Raw genomic sequence first — 15351 nt, 5'->3', positions numbered from 1 at the left:
GGGTTCTCAGGGTGTCTTGCGGCAGGGGAAGGGCACCATCTTGCAGCAGCGCCTTTGCGGCAGGGGTGTCCAGCGCTGGCCCCACAGGGGGAGGAGGGGGCAAGTGCATCTGCGCCAACAGCGCCGTGGGAGAGGACCAGAGCAGGCTTAGCCCCACGCCTAGACTCAGCCCCAGCCGCCGCAGCTGCCGCCCTCTTGCTGCCGAGCTGCTGCCCAGCCAAGAGGAAAGATGCTGCCAAAAATCGGTGGCCACCAACGGATCCCTCACTCCCAGCCACTGGCAAGAGACACTTGATAGCTTAGGCGCACCTGGTCCGGAGAGAGGACGAGGATCTGCCCCCCCTGAGTTTGTACCCGCAGCCTGCCATCCTCGGCAAGGCCCAAAACCGTAGCCGACGCCTCACCTGGGAGCCATTGGATTTGCGGCTTCACTGTCCAGGTCTCGTACTCGCAGCAAACAGCAGCAAACCCCTCCTTGAGCCAGACCTGGAACCCCCGCTCCATCCCCTGCAAAACCCAGGCGGCAATGGCGGTGCTATCCTGCCGGCATCCCAAGATCTCAGCTAAATTGATTCCCTCGGCGGGCACGGGATTGTTGATATTCACACCTACGCCGGCCACCAGCCCCAGCAGTTGTCCCCTTTCCCCAAAGCGGCCTTGCACCAGGATCCCCCCCAGCTTGCGCAGAAAAGCCGGCCCCTGCCTGTCCACTATCACCAGGTCGTTGGGCCATTTCAGCCGCAGCGGGATCCCCAACCGATGGCGCAAACTGCCGGCAATGCCCCAGGCCAAGGTCAGGGTCAATTCCAGCAGGGAATGCCGCAGGGGAGGGGATCCCAGCCAGACCGACAGGTACAACCCCCCTGGCTGCGAGTGCCATACTCGCCCGTGCTGGCCCTGGCCTGCCCGCTGGCGAGTGCTGACCAGAACGGTGCCCAGGGGCAGAGGTTGAGGGAAACGGCGACCCCAGTCCAAGAGCAGCCGGTTGGTGGAATCGGTTACTGCCACTTGGAGGAGGTGATGCCCCCATCCCCCTCGACCCACTAGGGATCCCAGCCGCGCGGGGGAAAGCATGGCTTGAAACTAGCTCAACACAATATCTTCTGCTGGGCGCTGGGCCAGCCGCTTCAGGTTTTGGTAGCGCAGCATGTCCAGTAGGTCGTTGCCAGAGCGACCCTCCAGGCGAGCCTCCAGGTGCAGCGCTTGCCCCAGGGCCTCCACTGCCTGCAACCGCGGAACTCCGCGCAACACCAGCCGGTCCACAGCGTAGGCATCAGCAGCCAAAAGGCGGCGGTCGTTGGTCTGGTCGCGGCGCAACTGCCAGAGAGCCAAGCCGCTTAAGCCACCGGAAACCGTTGCCCCCACCGGATCCTGCTGGACCACCTCGAAGATCAGGCTCAAGCCCCCCAAGGCAGCAATAGCCAGGTAAAAGTCGATTTGCCGCGAGGCTGCCCGGCTGTAGTAGCCTACTTTGTGCAAGAACAACCCCGCCCGCTGCAAGGGGGTAAACTGCCGCCACTCGTAGGGTTTAATAAAAAGCCGCAGCTGCCGCTCCCAGGGCAGTTGCCGCCGGCCTTTGATTACGACCGTCTGCCGCTCTGAGGCCGGCAAGATCTTGACGCTCTCTCGCATGCTGGCCGGCAGCAGATCCAGCAGGCGGTCAATCTCAGCCTGCTCGAGAACGTAATCGTAGCCGTTGTCGTAGCCGTAGTACTCCGAGTTCATGCCGGGCCCACTCCTAACCCCATTGCCTGACGCATCTCTCGCACCGCTCGCTCCAACCCCACCAGCACTGCCCGACTGATGATGCTGTGGCCAATGTTCAGCTCCTCTATGCCCGGGATCCGCGCCACCGGGCCCACATTCCAGTAGGTGAGGCCGTGCCCAGCATTGACCCGCAACCCCAGTTGAATGGCCTGTTGGCTAGCCTTCTGCAGCTGGGCCAGCTCCGCCTCCCGTTGGGCTTCCGAGGAGGCCTCCGCATACCGCCCGGTGTGCAGCTCCACCCAGCGCGCCCCCACCTGAGCAGCAGCGGCAATCTGGATGGGATCTGGATCGACAAACAAGCTGACGGGAATGCCAGATCCCTGCAGTCGATCTACCACTTCACCTAGGCGTGAAACCTGACTGGCCACATCCAGTCCCCCTTCGGTGGTAATCTCTTCCCGCCGCTCGGGAACCAGCGTGACGTAGTCAGGCTTGATCTCCAGGGCAATGGCCACCATCTCCTCTGTTGCCGCCATCTCCAAGTTGAGGTGGGTGCGCACCGTCTGCCGCAGCAGCCGCACATCCCGCTCCTGAATGTGGCGGCGATCCTCGCGCAGGTGCACCGTGATCCCATCTGCGCCTGCCAACTCGGCAATGACGGCAGCGGCCACCGGATCCGGCTCGACGGTGCGGCGGGCCTGGCGCAGCGTGGCCACGTGGTCGATGTTGACTCCAAGGCTGACCAAGGCTAACGTTCTCTCGTGGCAGAAGATCCAAAGGAATGCTCCTAGTATTACATTATTCAATCTGGGCTGCTTAGGGACAGGCGAGGCAGAAACCCCGGAGGTCAAGGGCCTATGATCGAAGACGACGCTTTTCCCCTCCGGGATCCCTGCAGGCTTGCCATGACCAATCCCAATGCCTCTTTGGCGGTAGGACACCCTTCTCTAATTGACCGAGCGCGGGTGGCGGCCCTGATTGCCCAATACCTGCCAGTGGAGATTTGTATCTACTACCAGGTGGTGCCTTTGGCCCTGGATACGGACAGCTTGATCCTGGGCATGGTGGATCCCCAGGATTTGGCAGCCCTGGACTACGTGAGCAAAATGCTGGCTTACTCCCAGATCTCGGTTGAGCCAGTTCCGATTACGCTGGAGCAGCAGCAGGAGTTAATTGCCCACTACTTCAGCCATCCCCCCAGCCCAGCAGAGGTAGAGCGGATCCGCCTGCAGGCCCAAGCCAGCCGCACCACCCCAGAAGTCCCCGCTCCCCTAGCTGAGCCGCCCAGCCACCCAACTCCCACCCAGCCGCTGCCGGCACGGCCAACTGCTCCGCCCTCTCCTAGTGACGAATCGGAAGAGACGGTGCAGCAGTTGCTGAACTCGATGCTGCGGCGGGCTTTAGACGAGAAAGCAGAGCAAATTTTTGTAGAGCCCCAGGAGGGAGTGCTGTGTCGGGTGCGCTACCGCCAGCAGGGGATCTTGCGGGATCTGTTCAAGGAACTCTCGGAACCCATCCGGGCTAGGCTAATCGCTGCCATGAAGCGGATGATGGCTCTCGATCCCAGCCTCATCGGGGAGCCGCAGCAGGCAGAAGCGGAGCGGCTGTACCGGGGGGAGCCGCTGGTGCTGCAGTTGCGCATTATCCCCCAGCCCTCCAAAAGCGGGCCAGGCTCTCCTCCCAGGGAAGGAGCCATCCTCAGCATTCTGCGAGGAGAAGCCCTCCAGAAGTACCAGCAAGGCCAAAACCGCCTCCGCGTCTCCGAGACCTTGGCTTTGGCCCAACAAACCCACCAACTGCTGCAGCAGCTGCAAGTGGCCCTTAGCAGCACCCTGGGGAAGCTTAAGCAGTATCCCACTCCCCCTGACAGCAACTGGCCCCTGATGGCAGAGACGTTAGCGGCCATCCAGGCCCAGGCCCAGATGCTTGCCATCCACCAGCAGGACTGGGAAAAACTCACCTCCGGCAGTTGATCCGCTAGGCCTTTGGCGGGATCCCCCTGCTTTTGCCAGCTCCCCACGTTTTTGCGAACCTAGCAGTCAAAATGACGCCGGCAATAACGGTCGCCCCAGCAATAAGGCCAAGACGTTCCAGCCGTCCTCCGCTGCTCTAAGCAATACCAGATCCCTGTATAGTTTCTCGACTCGCGCCAAGGGCTTTTCGGTATCCCCCGCCAGCCAATCAGTCCGCTGCAAGATTACTTCTCGACTAAGCGCTCAAGCTGTTCTTCTGTTGAAATCGCCATCTGAAATCGCCATCAAGTTTTGCCAGACGTTTGCCTTTCTAGTGCCAGGAAAGGGGACGGTCTCCGCTCCTGCCGGGTGCGATAATCTGGAAATCGTGCAGTCATGCGCGTTTAGCCTCCATGCCCTCCACAGATCCGAGGTCTTTGCCCCAGCCCCAGTTGCCGCCCAGCAAAACCCCTGCCAATTCCCCATCTCGCACCTGGTGGCAGGCGCAGCGGGAAAACCTGCTGACGGTGCTGCTGGCGCTGCTACTGGCCCTTGGCATTCGCACCTTTGTGGCGGAGGCGCGCTGGATCCCCTCGGATTCCATGCTGCCCACCCTAGAAGAAGGGGATCGCTTGGTGGTAGAAAAGGTTAGCTACCGCTTCAGCGCCCCCAGACGCGGCGACATCATTGTCTTCTACCCGCCTGCCCACTTGAACTTCAACGGTGCTTACATCAAGCGGGTAATTGGCCTGCCAGGGGATCGCATCCGCATTGCTGAGGGCAAGGTGATCGTCAACGGCATTCCTCTCCAGGAGGACTACATCTACGCTCCCCCTGACTACTCCTGCCCTGGCGAGCGCTGTCCTGGAGTGCCCAACCAGGGATCGGAATTTGTTGTCCCTCCTAACTCCTATTTTGTAATGGGGGACAACCGCAATGACAGCCAGGACTCGCACATCTGGGGGTTTTTGCCCAAAGAAAACATTATCGGCAATACCATCTTTCGCTTTTGGCCACCCAATCGCCTGCGCTTTTTCACTCCACCCACCTACCCTGAGCTCTCGGCAGCGGCGGCTCGAGCCTCGGGTCTATCTCCGTAAAAGCCTTCTAGCAAGGCCGCTCGAGGACGTAGTCTACCATCTGCAGCAGAGCCTGGCGCGCTTCAGAGTCTGGAAGAACTTGCAGGGCCTCGGCAGCCCGTTGGGCATAGTCGCGCGCCAACTGGCGGGAGCGCGGGATCCCCTCACTTTGGTAGACCCACTCTAGAACCTGCTGGAGATCCTGCGGTTCGGCCAACTCTCTGAGGATGAGCTCCCGCATCTGCGGAAACTCCTCTAGCGCAAACAAAACGGGTGCTGTCAGGTTGCCCTGGATGAGGTCGGATCCCACTGGCTTGCCCAGCGTCTCCGCCGACCCAGTAAAGTCGAGGAGATCATCGACAATCTGAAAAGCGATGCCCAGGTTGCAGCCAAAGTCGAAGAGGCGATCGGCTACTTCAGGACTTACCCCGCTCAGGAGACCCGCTGCCTTAGCACTGCCAGAAATAAGGGAGGCGGTTTTGTAAAAGCTTTTGGCGAGGTACTCTTCCAGGGAGACGTCGGGATCAAAGCGAGTGAGGCTCTGGCGCACCTCTCCCTCTGGCAGGTCCATGATGACCTTGGACAGCAGCTTCACCACCTCCAGGTTGTCCAGGTTGGCCAAATACCAGGCTGCCTGCCCAAACAGGTAATCCCCTGCCAGCACCGCCACCCGGTTATCAAAAAGGGTGTTGACTGTGCTGACGCCGCGCCGCACGGTAGCAGTGTCGATGACGTCGTCGTGCATCAGGCTGGCAGTGTGGATCATCTCGGTAATTTCCGCCAGGCGCCAATGCTGGGGGGTAATCTCCCCGTCGGGCGTAGTGGCCCGCGCGATCAGGAGCACGATTGCTGGTCGGATCCCTTTCCCCCCCACCGAGAACAGATGTTCGGCAGCCATGGCCAGGATGGGGTGTTTGGCGCTGACCAGCCGCGTCAAGTTCTGGCGTAAACGCTCTAGATCCGCTTCTACGGGGCCAAAGGGGGAGAGTACGGAGGTCATGAAGCCAAGCCAGGAGAGGATTTACAAAATTTCATATCCTTTCCTATTCTAGAGCACCTCAACCTGCTCGGAGAAAAGCAGGGGGTATCATGCAGACAGTCCTCGACTCCTCCTATGGCCGATCCTATTCCCCCGCTTCAGACTGGCTCCATTCCTCCACTTCCTGAAGAACCTGATTGGGAGGAAGAGTGGGAACTGGCGTTGGAGCGACCCCCTCTCTCGGGGCGGGCCCAACCTCACCGCCACGATCCGCAATCGCGGCGCAAGCTGATTCACCGCCTGGCTCGCATTGAGGGGCATGTGCGGGGGATCCGCTCCATGATCGAAGAGGATCAACCCTGTCCGGATGTGCTGCTCCAGATTGCCGCCGTCAAGGGGGCGCTAGATCGGCTGGCGCGGATTATCCTCAACGATCACATCCGCCACTGCATTCGCCATGCCGTTGAAAGCGGCAATATTGAGGTGGAACTGGAAGAGCTGCAGCGGGCTCTGGATCGCTACCTCAGCTAGCGCAGCCGTTGGTGGCGGCCCTAGGCTTCTAGCTGCTGCTGGCAGCGGGCTGGGCATACCGCTGCAGGAGAGCGGCACTTTTCAGCTGCCACTGCAGGCCCATGAAGGCCCAGTCTAGAAATTCGTCAATCTCCTCCCGACTAAACTGCATGGCCTTGCCAATTTCAAAAATCAGGGCCTCCTCTTTTTCTGTCAGCTCGTTGTTGACCACTGCCATCGCCGCCAAATCCCGCAGGATCAAGGCCCCGGCAGCGTTGTGCAGAGGCGGGATGGCGCTGAGCTCTAGGGTTGCAGTCGTCTCGCCGGCCAGATAGCTTTGAGCTACCTCTTTGTTAATGCCCATGCCTTCAGCAATTTGCAGAAAGAAGTCGGCTTCTTCTTCATCGAGCTGGCCGTCCACGCGGGCTACGGCAATGAGGGCTCTTAGGTAGAGCTGGCGCTGCTCTGCAGTCAAGTCGGTGTAGGTGATCATGTGAAGTTGTGCCTTGGGTTTCCTCTTCAACTTTGCCACGAAGATCCCCCCTTGGGGTTGAGTCGGCACTTTATCCAGGTAGGGGAAAATCGACTAGAATGAGAAGCCTGTGTTAGCGACTAGCCGGACCCAGCCTCCAGGAAGGGACGTGGAGGAGAGGCTAGGCGGTCGGTTTCCGTTTCCTAGACAACCCTACCCAGCTTGCGGAGCACCTCCAATGGTTAAGTTGCGGCTCAAGCGCTTTGGAAAGAAGCACCAACCCAGCTATCGCATCATCGCTATTGACAGTAGGGCTCGCCGGGAAGGTCGCCCGCTGGAGGAGTTAGGCTACTACAACCCGCGCACCAAGGAGACGGTTCTGGAGACAGCGGGCCTACTCAAGTGGCTGCGGCGCGGTGCCAAGCCCACCGATACGGTGGACAGCCTCCTCAGAAAAGCGGGCATCTATGAGATGTTGAAAGCCGGTGAGGGGGGTGTGGTGGCCTCGATTCGCACGCCGGCCATCGCCAAACCTGAAGCGGGGGAGGAGCAGAAGGTTCCCGAGGGATCAGAGCAGGGGGAGGAGAAGTCCCAGCCCGAGGCAGCCACGGAGGCCTAGGCTCAGCTACGCTTGCGGTTAGGTTGCGTTTTGCCTCCCATGCCGGACTACGAGACCCTTGCTCATCTTTTGATTGAACCGCTCCTTACCAGCGGCCCCCTGCAAACAGATGTGGAAACCACCTGTGGAGGACGCAAGGTCTGGCTGCGGCTAGCCTTTGACCCCAAGGATCGCGGTCGGGTGTTGGGGCGAGGTGGGCGTACCTTGCAGGCAATTCGTCAGGTGATGACAGCAGCAGCCCAGTTGGCAGGGCAATCGCTGTACATCGACATCTACGGAGAATCAGGAGAGCGAGAATGAGCCAGATCCTGACCTTCTTGGGGAAGGGGGGCACGGGCCGGAGCACTCTAGCTGTAGCAGTGGCGCGGGCAGCAGCGCAGCAGGGGCGGCGAGTGCTGCTAGTGGGCCATCAGGCGGGGCCGGGGTTGGAGATGCTTCTGGGTGGGATCCCGCTTTCCGGCGAGCCGGTAACCATTGCCGCCAACTTAAGCGTGGTGCAGCTGCGGACAACCCAGCTTCTGGAGCAGTACTGGACGGCAACCAGGGAGCTGGAAGCCCAATACGTGCGCACTCCCTTTTTCCGGGAAATCTATGGGCAGGAGCTAGGGGTGCTGCCAGGGATGGACCAGGCCCTGGCTCTGGAAGCCCTGCGCCGCTACGATGCCAGCGGTCAATACGACTGCATTCTCTACGATGGCCCAGGGGACTTGACCACCTTGCGGGCGTTTGGGATCCCAGAGGTGGCCAGTTGGTACTGGCGGCGAGCTTCCCAGGCTTTCCTCCAATCCGATCTGGCCAAAACTCTCCTTCCCTTTCTCGAGCCGCTGCTGCGGTCGGTGACGACCCTGGAGTTTTCCTCGGTGGAGGAGCTCCTAGCTCGCCTGGGGGGGATGGCCAACCTTTTCGAGCAGGGGCGCTCTGCCATTGCCGATCCGCGGCGGGTGGTAGCGCATTTGGTAACGACTCCGGATCCCATGGCGATCCAGGTTGCCCGCTACCTCTGGGGCAGTGCCCAGATGGTGGGGCTGACCGTGGGTGGCCTCTGGGTCATGCCGCTAGTTCCCGGAGAGGTGTCGGCGGCTGAGTTTTCTCCTCTGCCAGTGCGCACCCTGCCACGGCGCCAGGGATCGGATTGGTCGGCGTTGGAAGAGGCAGTCAGTGGGATCTTTGCCCTGCCTGAGGTGCCGCCGCCCGTAGCCATCGACGAGGGCTCCCGCAGCGTGAGGCTGTTTCTTCCTGGCTTTAGCAAGACCCAAATCGAGCTGAGCCAATCCGGGCCAGAGTTGACCATCACCGCTGGGGATCAGCGGCGCAATTTGTTCTTGCCGCCCAGCTTGGCAGGCCGGCAGGTAACCGGGGCTAAGTTTCAGGAGCCCTTTCTGATTATCAGCTTTGCCTAGAAATCCCGGGAGGGGGCATGTTGGCCAAGCGGATCATTCCCTGTCTGGATGTGGCAGGGGGGCGGGTGGTCAAAGGGATCCAGTTTGGGAACTTGCGGGAGGCCGGGGATCCGGTAGAGCTGGCGCGGGCCTATGATCGGGCAGGGGCGGATGAGCTGGTCTTTCTGGACATCACCGCCACCCATGAGGAGCGGGAGATTTTGCTGGAGGTGGTGCGGCGCACAGCAGAGCAGGTATTCATTCCTCTCACCGTAGGCGGTGGGATCCGCGACCTGGAGGGGATCCGGCAACTGCTGCGGGCCGGCGCCGACAAGGTCAGCCTTAACTCGGCAGCGGTTCGGGATCCGGATCTGGTTACCCAAGCCAGCCGCCGCTTTGGCTCCCAGTGCATCGTCGTGGCCATTGACGCTCGCGCCAAACCTCAAGGCGGGGGGTGGGAGGTGTACGTGCGCGGTGGGCGGGAGCCGACAGGCCTGGATGCGGTGGAGTGGGCCAAAACCGTGGCCGAGCGGGGGGCAGGGGAAATCCTGCTGACCAGCATGGACGCTGATGGCACCCAGGCCGGCTACGACCTGGAGCTGACCCGGCGGGTGGCCGAGGCAGTGGCGGTGCCGGTGATTGCCTCCGGAGGAGCAGGGGAATGTGCCCACATCCGCCAAGCTCTCCAGGAGGGGGGGGCAGAAGCAGCTCTACTGGCCTCGCTGCTCCACTACGGCCGGCTGACGATTGAGCAGATCAAGGCCGACTTGGCCGCCCACGGCATTCCCGTGCGTCGCTAGCTGGGGGAAGAATCTGTGCAGGTTTCTAACCTAGCCGCTCTCTTGCCCGAGGTGTGCCGCCTAGCAGAAGCGGCAGGGCGGGCCATCTTGCCCTTCTATCGGCAAGAATCGCTGCAGGTCGAACTCAAAGCAGATGCCTCCCCCTTGACCGAGGCGGATCTGGCTGCCCACCGCCTGCTCCTCGAGGGACTGCAGGAGCTTACCCCCACGATTCCCGTCCTCTCAGAAGAAGCCGGCGGGATCCCCTACTGGGAGCGGCAACAGTGGCAGCAGTTTTGGTTGGTGGATCCCTTAGATGGCACGCGCGAGTTCCTCGAGGGCAACGGCCAGTTTACCGTCAACATTGCCCTTGTCGAGGCAGGGATCCCCATCTTGGGCGTCGTCCATGCCCCGACGTTGGGCCTCACCTACAGGGCTGCCCAAAAGCTAGGAGCCTACAGGGGCGACGAGCCCATCTGGTCCCGCCCGCCTGCCCAGCCCCCTCTGCAGGTAGTGGCCAGCCGCTCCCACAAGGACACGGAAACGGAGCAGTTCTTAAAGCGGCTGCAGCGCCGCTACGGCCCCCTTGAGGTGAAGTCGGTGGGCAGTGCCCTCAAGTTTTGCCTAGTGGCCGAGGGATCCGCTCACCTCTACCCCCGCTTTGGACCAACCCTGGAGTGGGATACTGCCGCCGCCCAGTGCCTTGTCGAGCAAGCGGGGGGCAGCGTCACAGACTTGCAAGGGGATCCCTTGCGCTACAACAAGCCAGACTTGCGCAACCCCCCCTTTATGGTGACGGCTGCAGGCGCAGCCTACCTCTGGCAAGGCTTGGTTCCCTGAGGGAAGCTACATTCCCATTTCAACCGGGTTGAACCCCTCTGGAAACTTGGTGTACTCGTCGTAGAGGGCGCCGCGAAAGCGGGTGTTGGTGATGGTGGCTCCGCGCAGGTCGGCGCCAAAACGCAGATCGGCTCGGCTGAGATCGGCCTCGCTGAGATCGGCCCTGAGCAGCTTGGCCCGGTAGAGGTTGGCCCCCCGTAGATCCGCCTTCACCAGCTTAGCCCCGATGAGATTGACCCGCCGCAACTTGGCGCCGCGTAGGCTGGCTCCAGTTAGATCTGCCCCCGACAAATCTGCTTCGCGCAAGTCTGCCCCGCTTAAGTCAGCATCCCGCAGGATAATCCCCCTCAAGCTTGCGCCGCTCAACTGGGCCCCACTCAGGTTAGAGCCAGAAAAATCTCGCTGGCCAGAGGCATAAGCCTGCAACAGTTGCTTGGGATCCAAAAGAGGCTTGAGACTCACCGTTGCCATTGCTCGTGATTTCTTGCCGAAATGCCAGAAGGCGACCTTGCTCCCCTCTATCCAGAGAGAGCTCCTTTGCGAGCTTACCACCTCTTGGCTCTCTTTTAGAGCAGCCCCACGTCCGTAGGCGAAGAAGATGGATCCCCCGCACTAACTCCTGGCATTAGAGTTGATCAATTTCGCGGCGCAGCTCTTCCAATTCTGCATCTACATCTACTTTGCCCCTGGTTGGGGCTCCAGCTTGACCTTGCTGCACAGCTTTCGTCTCACCGGCAGGCAACTGGGCCTGGATGGCTGCCTTGAGCAACCTCAGCTCCTGATCCACATCCGCTCCGCCTGCTTCTAGAGCGGCAAACTGCTGCTCCAGGCTGTCGGCTGCCAGCTCGGCCACTGCTGCGGATTGGGCCTCCAGAGCGTTTACCTTCTCTTCCATGCGCTCAAAGGCGGCAAAGGCGCTGCTGGGATCCACCCGGCCGATAACCTGATTGATCTGCTGGGAAGCCTTGGCGGCGCGGGCTCGGGCGATGAGCATGTCCTTTTTGGTTTTGGCCTCGGCAATCTTGCTTTCCAGCTTGGTCATGTTGGTTTTGAGCATCTCCACTTGCCGGGTCTGCTCATCCAGCTGCCGCTTCAGGCTTTGGGCAGTCTCGACAAAAGTTTTCTTGCGCACTAGGGCTTCCCGGGCCAGCGCCTCGTTGTTGTTGCGTAGGGCCAACTCAGCCCGTCTGTGCCACTCCTCCGCGCTTTGCTGGGCCTGCTCGTACTGCCGCTCCAGGCGCTTCTGGGCAGCAATGGCTTGGGCGACGGCCTGCCGCATTTGGTAGTGATCCTCAGCCATGTCCTGAATGGTTTGGTTCAGGATCTTCTCTGGATCCTCGGCACTGCTGATGAGCGCGTTGAGGTTGGCTCTAATGATTCGGCTGACCCGCTCAAACAATCCCATTGGTCTTTCCCCCTCTCGCAGTTTGACCTAATGCTACCCTCGCCCTCCCGGCGCCTTCCAGAGCCTCTACTCCAGTATAGGGATCCCTGAGGCGAGCCAGAGGGGATCCCGCCTCTTTTTGCATGGGGGTGGGTTGCGTGGCAGCTTTGGCTCTTTTTTGGCTTGCTTGCGCTGGGCTGTGCTGGAATCGAACCAGCGGCTCCCACCGTGTCAAGGTGGTACTCTACCTCTGAGTTAACAGCCCCAATGAATAGGCGTGCCTCTACTGAGAGTCAGTAGTTGATCGTATCACCGAAAAACGCGGCGCGGAAGCCCCCCTCTTGAGCCGTGGGAAGGAAACGGGAAAGGAGGCTTCCGAGTAGCGCAAACGGTGTGTTACTCCAGCCTGGGGCGGAAGGGGGAGGTGGATCCCAACGCGACCAACGGAATTGCCCTATTGAACCAGCCCAGAGGTTCAGGGTTGACTTGCTAGCTGTAGGGCTACAAGGAGCCCCTGGCTGCCGCTTCGCGGAAGCAAGCTATGGCTGTGGGCTCTCCTCTCACCGGACAATCGGCCGCTTTGTGGCATAACCAACCTCTCTTGTAGGACTTTGCCTAGGCTAAAGTTGGCTCCGTCTTTTGCCTGGGTGCTCATCAAGAGCCAAGGAGCAACTACCGTCAGCTCGACGGGAAGTGACGCCTGTGGAGATCCCTCTAGTGGGGTAGTGGAGGTGAACTCTGCTGCTAGCTATGGGTCGTGGAAGCAGGAAGAAAGCGTCAACCTGGAGCAAAAGTCCGCTTTTGTCCGAGATTGTATGAGTCTTTCAGAGCGGGTAGCTTACAGGCGCCATTCGGCAGACTTAATCAAATTGCGAAAGTCGCGGATCACTGCTTCGCAGCGGTGAAAAAAAGCCAGCACCCAGTCCCGCAGCACTTTTTGCTGAGACTCGTCCAGTTCCTTGAGGAGGCCTTTGTAGTGAATTTGGCCACTGCGCTCGATCTCAAACTCGTTGAGCCACTCGGCTAGGGATCCCTGCTGCTCCAGCACTTCCTGTCGGGCTGCCTTCCAGTAGTTGACAATCACCGCCTTGCCCAGATAGCCACTAGCCATCTGGCAGATATGGTTGAGCGATTGCACGAAAACCTCCACCTTCCTGGGGCTGGCCGTCGCCATAGGCTGAGTTGCCTTGGGCTGGCCCCCTGTCAAAGTAGCGTTGGGCTGGGTGGGGTTGCGAGCAGCCTCTGCCTGGTTGGTCAAAAGGCGCAAGGTAGCTAGGCCCTTCGACGCATCCTGTTGCAGCTCGGCTCGCAGGCGGTTGACGGCCAAGGTGTAAACCGGCATCACCAGCTCGTCATTGACTGCCACCAGCAACACCCATTCCGGCCCCAGGGGGTAGACCAAAACCCGCTGCTCGGCAAACTGAAAGTCAAAGTAGTCCAGTCCTGGGGGCATGGTTTGCAAAACCTGAAACAGCCCTTCGGTGAGGGCCTGCTGCTGTCGGCTGTCCAAGTTCTGAAAAGAACGGTAGAAAAAAGGGCGGCCTGTTCGCCTCAGGAGCGCTACCCCCATCACCCCGCGGATGGACAAAAAACTCTCGAGCGTCTCTTTTTCCATGCCCCTTGGGAGCCAACTGGGCCAACACAACTCCTATCCTGGCTCAGATTAGCCGGCACTGGCTGCAGCTAATACTGGCAGCCTAAAAGGCCAGGACGGGGACAACAACCGGCCTCAGAGGAACATCTGTAGCCTGCCCCCTTGCTGCTTCTAAGCTGGCTCTATGCGACTAGGCCTACCGGAGACCAGAAGTGCCTTTGCCCAAAAATTCCCCAATTCGTTCTATTGCCTCTTCCAGCCGGGATCCCTCTGCCACCAGCGCAAAGCGGACATAGCCTTCGCCGCCGGGGCCAAAGCCTGAGCCTGGCGACAGAGCCACCCCGGTAGCCCGTACCAAGTCTAGACAAAACTGGGCTGAAGAGCCGCGATAGAACTCGGGCAAAGGTGCCCACAGGTACATGGTGGCCTCCGGCAGGGGCACGGGCCAGCCGATGCGGTGCAGAGCGGCCACCGCAAGATCCCGTCGCTTGCGGTATACCTGCCGCCAGTGATCCAAAAAGCTATCGGGAGCCGCCAAAGCCGCTGCTGCTCCCCGCAAGATGCCCTGGTAGGGGTGGAAGTCAATGGTGGACTTCACCAACCGCAAGGCTCGGATTAGCTCGCGGCTACCGATGGCATACGCCACCCGGAACCCCCCCATGTGGTAGGACTTGGAGAGGGAAAAGAACTCGATGGTGCGGGTCTTATCGGGATCCGCCTGCAGCGCCGAGGGAGCCACCTGGCCGTCGAAACACCAGTCCACGTAGGGAAAGTCGTGCGCCAGCACGATGTTGTACCGCTGGCAAAATTGCAGCGTTTCCTGCCAAAACTCCGGGGTAACGGTGGCAGTAGTGGGGTTGTGGGGATAGCTCAGCACCAGCAGCCGCGCCTGGCGGCAGATCTCCTTCGGGATCTCATCCCACTGGGGTAGGAAGCGGTTTTCTGCCCGCAGGGGCAAGTAGTAAGGGATCCCGCCCGCTAGATGGATCCCCCCCACATGGGAAGGATACGCAGGGTCGGTAACCAAGGCAACCTCGCCGGGATTAAGCAAAGCTAGCGGCAGGAGGGCCGTCCCCTGCTGGGATCCAATCAGCGGCAGCACCTCCGTTTCTGGATCGATGACTAGGCCAAACTTCCTCTGGTACCACTGGGCACAGGCGGCGCGAAACTCAGCCGTGTCGTGGAAGAGGGTGTAGCCGTAGGTGGAGGGATCCGCCAAAGCCGCTTGCATGGCTGCCAGCGCTTCCGGAGGTGGGGGCAGATCCGAGGATCCCAGAGACAGGTCGATGACATCCACGCCGGAGCGGCGCGCCTCCCACTTGGCCTGGTCTAGCTGGTCAAAGACATTAGAGCGCAGGGGCTCAAGTCGTTGGGCAAAGGCAGCAAGCATGCAGCAAGTCCAAAGGGGCTAGGGGTTCCTGCCAGCGTTGGAAGAGTTGGCTGCAGGCGGTTGCGTGGCCGCCGGGCCGCGATCGAAGATCTCGATGTTCCACTGTCCCCGACCGTTACTCTCAAAGGCGATAAAGCGCCCATCGCCGCTGATGGTGGGGTTGCGCACATCCCCTGGCACCCGGCTGCTGATGTTCTCAACCCGGCGGGTTTCGCGGTCGTAGAGAAAGATCTCCGATTTGCCCAGCGCGTTGGACACATAGACGATGTAGCGCCCATCAGCGCTGATATCGGGCGAACTGGCGGCCACGTCGCTGGAATTGAGCCCGGGCAAGTCTACCAGCCGCTGTTCCACCAGGTCGTAGAGAAAAATGGCCTGACTGCCGCCGCGGGCTGAGGAAAACACCAGGTAGCGACCATCGCCACTGAAAGCGGGCTCCCCATCGGGGAAGATGCTGTTGAGGCCGCTGTTGGTCAAGCTAGAAGGGGGGGTACGAAAACCTGCGGGGCTGCAGCCCAGCAGCCCTAAGCTCAAGCCGGCCAAGCACAACTTCCCCACCCACCCGACTGGGCTGAACAGAATCCGGCCCTTGGTTAGCATGGCATTGCCTTTCCAACCCCTTTCTCCCATCCATCATAGCCAGTTGACAAACTCGGCTTAGGCTAGG

General features: G+C 60.8%; 17 protein-coding genes, 1 tRNA gene and 2 pseudogenes. 8 read left to right on the top strand and 12 right to left on the bottom strand.

What is annotated here, in order from left to right; genetic code table 11:
• From NW860_RS07415 to NW860_RS07400, 4 genes and pseudogenes are all read right to left on the bottom strand, one after another.
• Nucleotides 1-253: pseudogene (locus NW860_RS07415) on the bottom strand (M23 family peptidase); the annotation flags it as partial.
• 11 nt (nt 254-264) lie between these two features.
• The gene (locus tag NW860_RS07410) at nt 265-1074 is read right to left on the bottom strand and encodes a biotin--[acetyl-CoA-carboxylase] ligase (RefSeq protein ID WP_414394591.1); all 810 of its coding nucleotides are present in this window, start codon (nt 1072-1074) and stop codon (nt 265-267) included.
• Nucleotides 1075-1083: 9 nt separating this feature from the next.
• The gene (locus NW860_RS07405) at nt 1084-1725 is read right to left on the bottom strand and encodes a DUF3318 domain-containing protein (RefSeq protein ID WP_414406222.1); all 642 of its coding nucleotides are present in this window, start codon (nt 1723-1725) and stop codon (nt 1084-1086) included.
• Nucleotides 1722-2453: a pyridoxine 5'-phosphate synthase gene (locus NW860_RS07400; RefSeq protein ID WP_414394588.1), complete on the bottom strand. Its 732-nt coding sequence runs from the start codon at nt 2451-2453 to the stop codon at nt 1722-1724. The genes NW860_RS07405 and NW860_RS07400 overlap by 4 nt, the downstream gene beginning before the upstream one ends.
• 111 nt (nt 2454-2564) lie before the next feature.
• Between NW860_RS07400 and NW860_RS07395 the strand changes: the two genes are divergently transcribed.
• Nucleotides 2565-3680 carry a hypothetical protein gene (locus NW860_RS07395; protein WP_414513369.1) on the top strand — a complete coding sequence of 372 codons (1116 nt, stop codon included), beginning with the start codon at nt 2565-2567 and terminating at the stop codon, nt 3678-3680.
• Nucleotides 3681-4072: 392 nt separating this feature from the next.
• On the top strand, nt 4073-4759 hold the full coding sequence (gene lepB, locus NW860_RS07390; protein WP_414394584.1) for a signal peptidase I: 687 nt from the start codon (nt 4073-4075) through the stop codon (nt 4757-4759).
• Between the two features lie 7 nt (nt 4760-4766).
• Here the strand turns inward: lepB and sds are convergent, their stop codons facing one another.
• The gene (gene sds, locus NW860_RS07385) at nt 4767-5738 is read right to left on the bottom strand and encodes a solanesyl diphosphate synthase (protein ID WP_414394583.1); all 972 of its coding nucleotides are present in this window, start codon (nt 5736-5738) and stop codon (nt 4767-4769) included.
• A 114-nt stretch (nt 5739-5852) separates the two neighbouring features.
• Here sds and NW860_RS07380 point away from each other — a divergent pair, with 114 nt between their 5' ends.
• Entirely contained in the window at nt 5853-6248 is a 396-nt protein-coding gene (locus NW860_RS07380; protein ID WP_414394582.1) for a metal-sensing transcriptional repressor, read from the top strand.
• Nucleotides 6249-6276: 28 nt separating this feature from the next.
• Here the strand turns inward: NW860_RS07380 and NW860_RS07375 are convergent, their stop codons facing one another.
• On the bottom strand, nt 6277-6720 hold the full coding sequence (locus NW860_RS07375) for a TerB family tellurite resistance protein (RefSeq protein ID WP_414513366.1): 444 nt from the start codon (nt 6718-6720) through the stop codon (nt 6277-6279).
• Nucleotides 6721-6937: 217 nt separating this feature from the next.
• On the opposite strand from NW860_RS07375, the pseudogene rpsP reads away from it, so the two are divergent.
• The 5 genes and pseudogenes from rpsP to cysQ form a co-directional block, all read left to right on the top strand.
• Nucleotides 6938-7183 (top strand): annotated as a pseudogene (rpsP, locus tag NW860_RS07370) (30S ribosomal protein S16); the annotation flags it as partial.
• A 174-nt stretch (nt 7184-7357) separates the two neighbouring features.
• On the top strand, nt 7358-7618 hold the full coding sequence (locus NW860_RS07365; protein ID WP_414394578.1) for a KH domain-containing protein: 261 nt from the start codon (nt 7358-7360) through the stop codon (nt 7616-7618).
• Nucleotides 7615-8718, top strand: a complete 1104-nt coding sequence (locus NW860_RS07360; protein ID WP_414420558.1) for an ArsA family ATPase — start codon at nt 7615-7617, stop codon at nt 8716-8718. The genes NW860_RS07365 and NW860_RS07360 overlap by 4 nt, the downstream gene beginning before the upstream one ends.
• Nucleotides 8719-8735: 17 nt before the next feature.
• Nucleotides 8736-9497 carry an imidazole glycerol phosphate synthase subunit HisF gene (gene hisF / locus NW860_RS07355; protein WP_414394574.1) on the top strand — a complete coding sequence of 254 codons (762 nt, stop codon included), beginning with the start codon at nt 8736-8738 and terminating at the stop codon, nt 9495-9497.
• A 15-nt stretch (nt 9498-9512) separates the two neighbouring features.
• A complete protein-coding gene (cysQ, locus tag NW860_RS07350; protein ID WP_414513363.1) occupies nt 9513-10316 on the top strand; it encodes a 3'(2'),5'-bisphosphate nucleotidase CysQ in 804 nt (267 codons plus the stop codon).
• A gap of 6 nt (nt 10317-10322) precedes the next feature.
• On the opposite strand, the gene NW860_RS07345 is transcribed toward cysQ, so the two are convergent.
• The 6 genes from NW860_RS07345 to NW860_RS07320 all read right to left on the bottom strand — a co-directional run bounded on the left by NW860_RS07345 (nt 10323) and on the right by NW860_RS07320 (nt 15284).
• A complete protein-coding gene (locus NW860_RS07345) occupies nt 10323-10787 on the bottom strand; it encodes a pentapeptide repeat-containing protein (protein ID WP_414394570.1) in 465 nt (154 codons plus the stop codon).
• A 154-nt stretch (nt 10788-10941) separates the two neighbouring features.
• Nucleotides 10942-11721, bottom strand: coding sequence for a PspA/IM30 family protein (locus NW860_RS07340; RefSeq protein WP_414394568.1), 780 nt, complete (start codon nt 11719-11721; stop codon nt 10942-10944).
• Nucleotides 11722-11893: 172 nt separating this feature from the next.
• Nucleotides 11894-11965 (bottom strand) — tRNA-Val (locus NW860_RS07335).
• Between the two features lie 573 nt (nt 11966-12538).
• Nucleotides 12539-13315: a hypothetical protein gene (locus NW860_RS07330; RefSeq protein WP_414513361.1), complete on the bottom strand. Its 777-nt coding sequence runs from the start codon at nt 13313-13315 to the stop codon at nt 12539-12541.
• A 175-nt stretch (nt 13316-13490) separates the two neighbouring features.
• Nucleotides 13491-14684 carry an LL-diaminopimelate aminotransferase gene (locus NW860_RS07325; protein WP_414513359.1) on the bottom strand — a complete coding sequence of 398 codons (1194 nt, stop codon included), beginning with the start codon at nt 14682-14684 and terminating at the stop codon, nt 13491-13493.
• Between the two features lie 18 nt (nt 14685-14702).
• Nucleotides 14703-15284, bottom strand: coding sequence for a TolB family protein (locus tag NW860_RS07320; RefSeq protein ID WP_414394562.1), 582 nt, complete (start codon nt 15282-15284; stop codon nt 14703-14705).
• Nucleotides 15285-15351 lie beyond the last annotated feature (67 nt).

It is taken from the genome of Synechococcus sp. F70.1 (assembly GCF_047502745.1).
Taxonomy (GTDB): domain Bacteria; phylum Cyanobacteriota; class Cyanobacteriia; order Thermostichales; family Thermostichaceae; genus Thermostichus.
This window is presented reverse-complemented; position numbering and strand designations above follow the sequence as displayed.

Bases quoted from the DNA above. Each gene is read 5' to 3' on its own strand.
- NW860_RS07360 (WP_414420558.1), top strand. From the start codon at position 7,615: ATGAGCCAGATCCTGACCTTCTTGGGGAAGGGGGGCACGGGCCGGAGC.
- lepB (WP_414394584.1), top strand. From the start codon at position 4,073: ATGCCCTCCACAGATCCGAGGTCTTTGCCCCAGCCCCAGTTGCCGCCC.
- NW860_RS07375 (WP_414513366.1), bottom strand. From the start codon at position 6,720: ATGATCACCTACACCGACTTGACTGCAGAGCAGCGCCAGCTCTACCTA.
- sds (WP_414394583.1), bottom strand. From the start codon at position 5,738: ATGACCTCCGTACTCTCCCCCTTTGGCCCCGTAGAAGCGGATCTAGAG.
- NW860_RS07365 (WP_414394578.1), top strand. From the start codon at position 7,358: ATGCCGGACTACGAGACCCTTGCTCATCTTTTGATTGAACCGCTCCTT.
- NW860_RS07340 (WP_414394568.1), bottom strand. From the start codon at position 11,721: ATGGGATTGTTTGAGCGGGTCAGCCGAATCATTAGAGCCAACCTCAAC.
- NW860_RS07325 (WP_414513359.1), bottom strand. From the start codon at position 14,684: ATGCTTGCTGCCTTTGCCCAACGACTTGAGCCCCTGCGCTCTAATGTC.
- NW860_RS07320 (WP_414394562.1), bottom strand. From the start codon at position 15,284: ATGCTAACCAAGGGCCGGATTCTGTTCAGCCCAGTCGGGTGGGTGGGG.
- NW860_RS07410 (WP_414394591.1), bottom strand. From the start codon at position 1,074: ATGCTTTCCCCCGCGCGGCTGGGATCCCTAGTGGGTCGAGGGGGATGG.
- NW860_RS07330 (WP_414513361.1), bottom strand. From the start codon at position 13,315: ATGGAAAAAGAGACGCTCGAGAGTTTTTTGTCCATCCGCGGGGTGATG.
- hisF (WP_414394574.1), top strand. From the start codon at position 8,736: ATGTTGGCCAAGCGGATCATTCCCTGTCTGGATGTGGCAGGGGGGCGG.
- NW860_RS07345 (WP_414394570.1), bottom strand. From the start codon at position 10,787: ATGGCAACGGTGAGTCTCAAGCCTCTTTTGGATCCCAAGCAACTGTTG.
- NW860_RS07380 (WP_414394582.1), top strand. From the start codon at position 5,853: ATGGCCGATCCTATTCCCCCGCTTCAGACTGGCTCCATTCCTCCACTT.
- NW860_RS07405 (WP_414406222.1), bottom strand. From the start codon at position 1,725: ATGAACTCGGAGTACTACGGCTACGACAACGGCTACGATTACGTTCTC.
- NW860_RS07395 (WP_414513369.1), top strand. From the start codon at position 2,565: ATGATCGAAGACGACGCTTTTCCCCTCCGGGATCCCTGCAGGCTTGCC.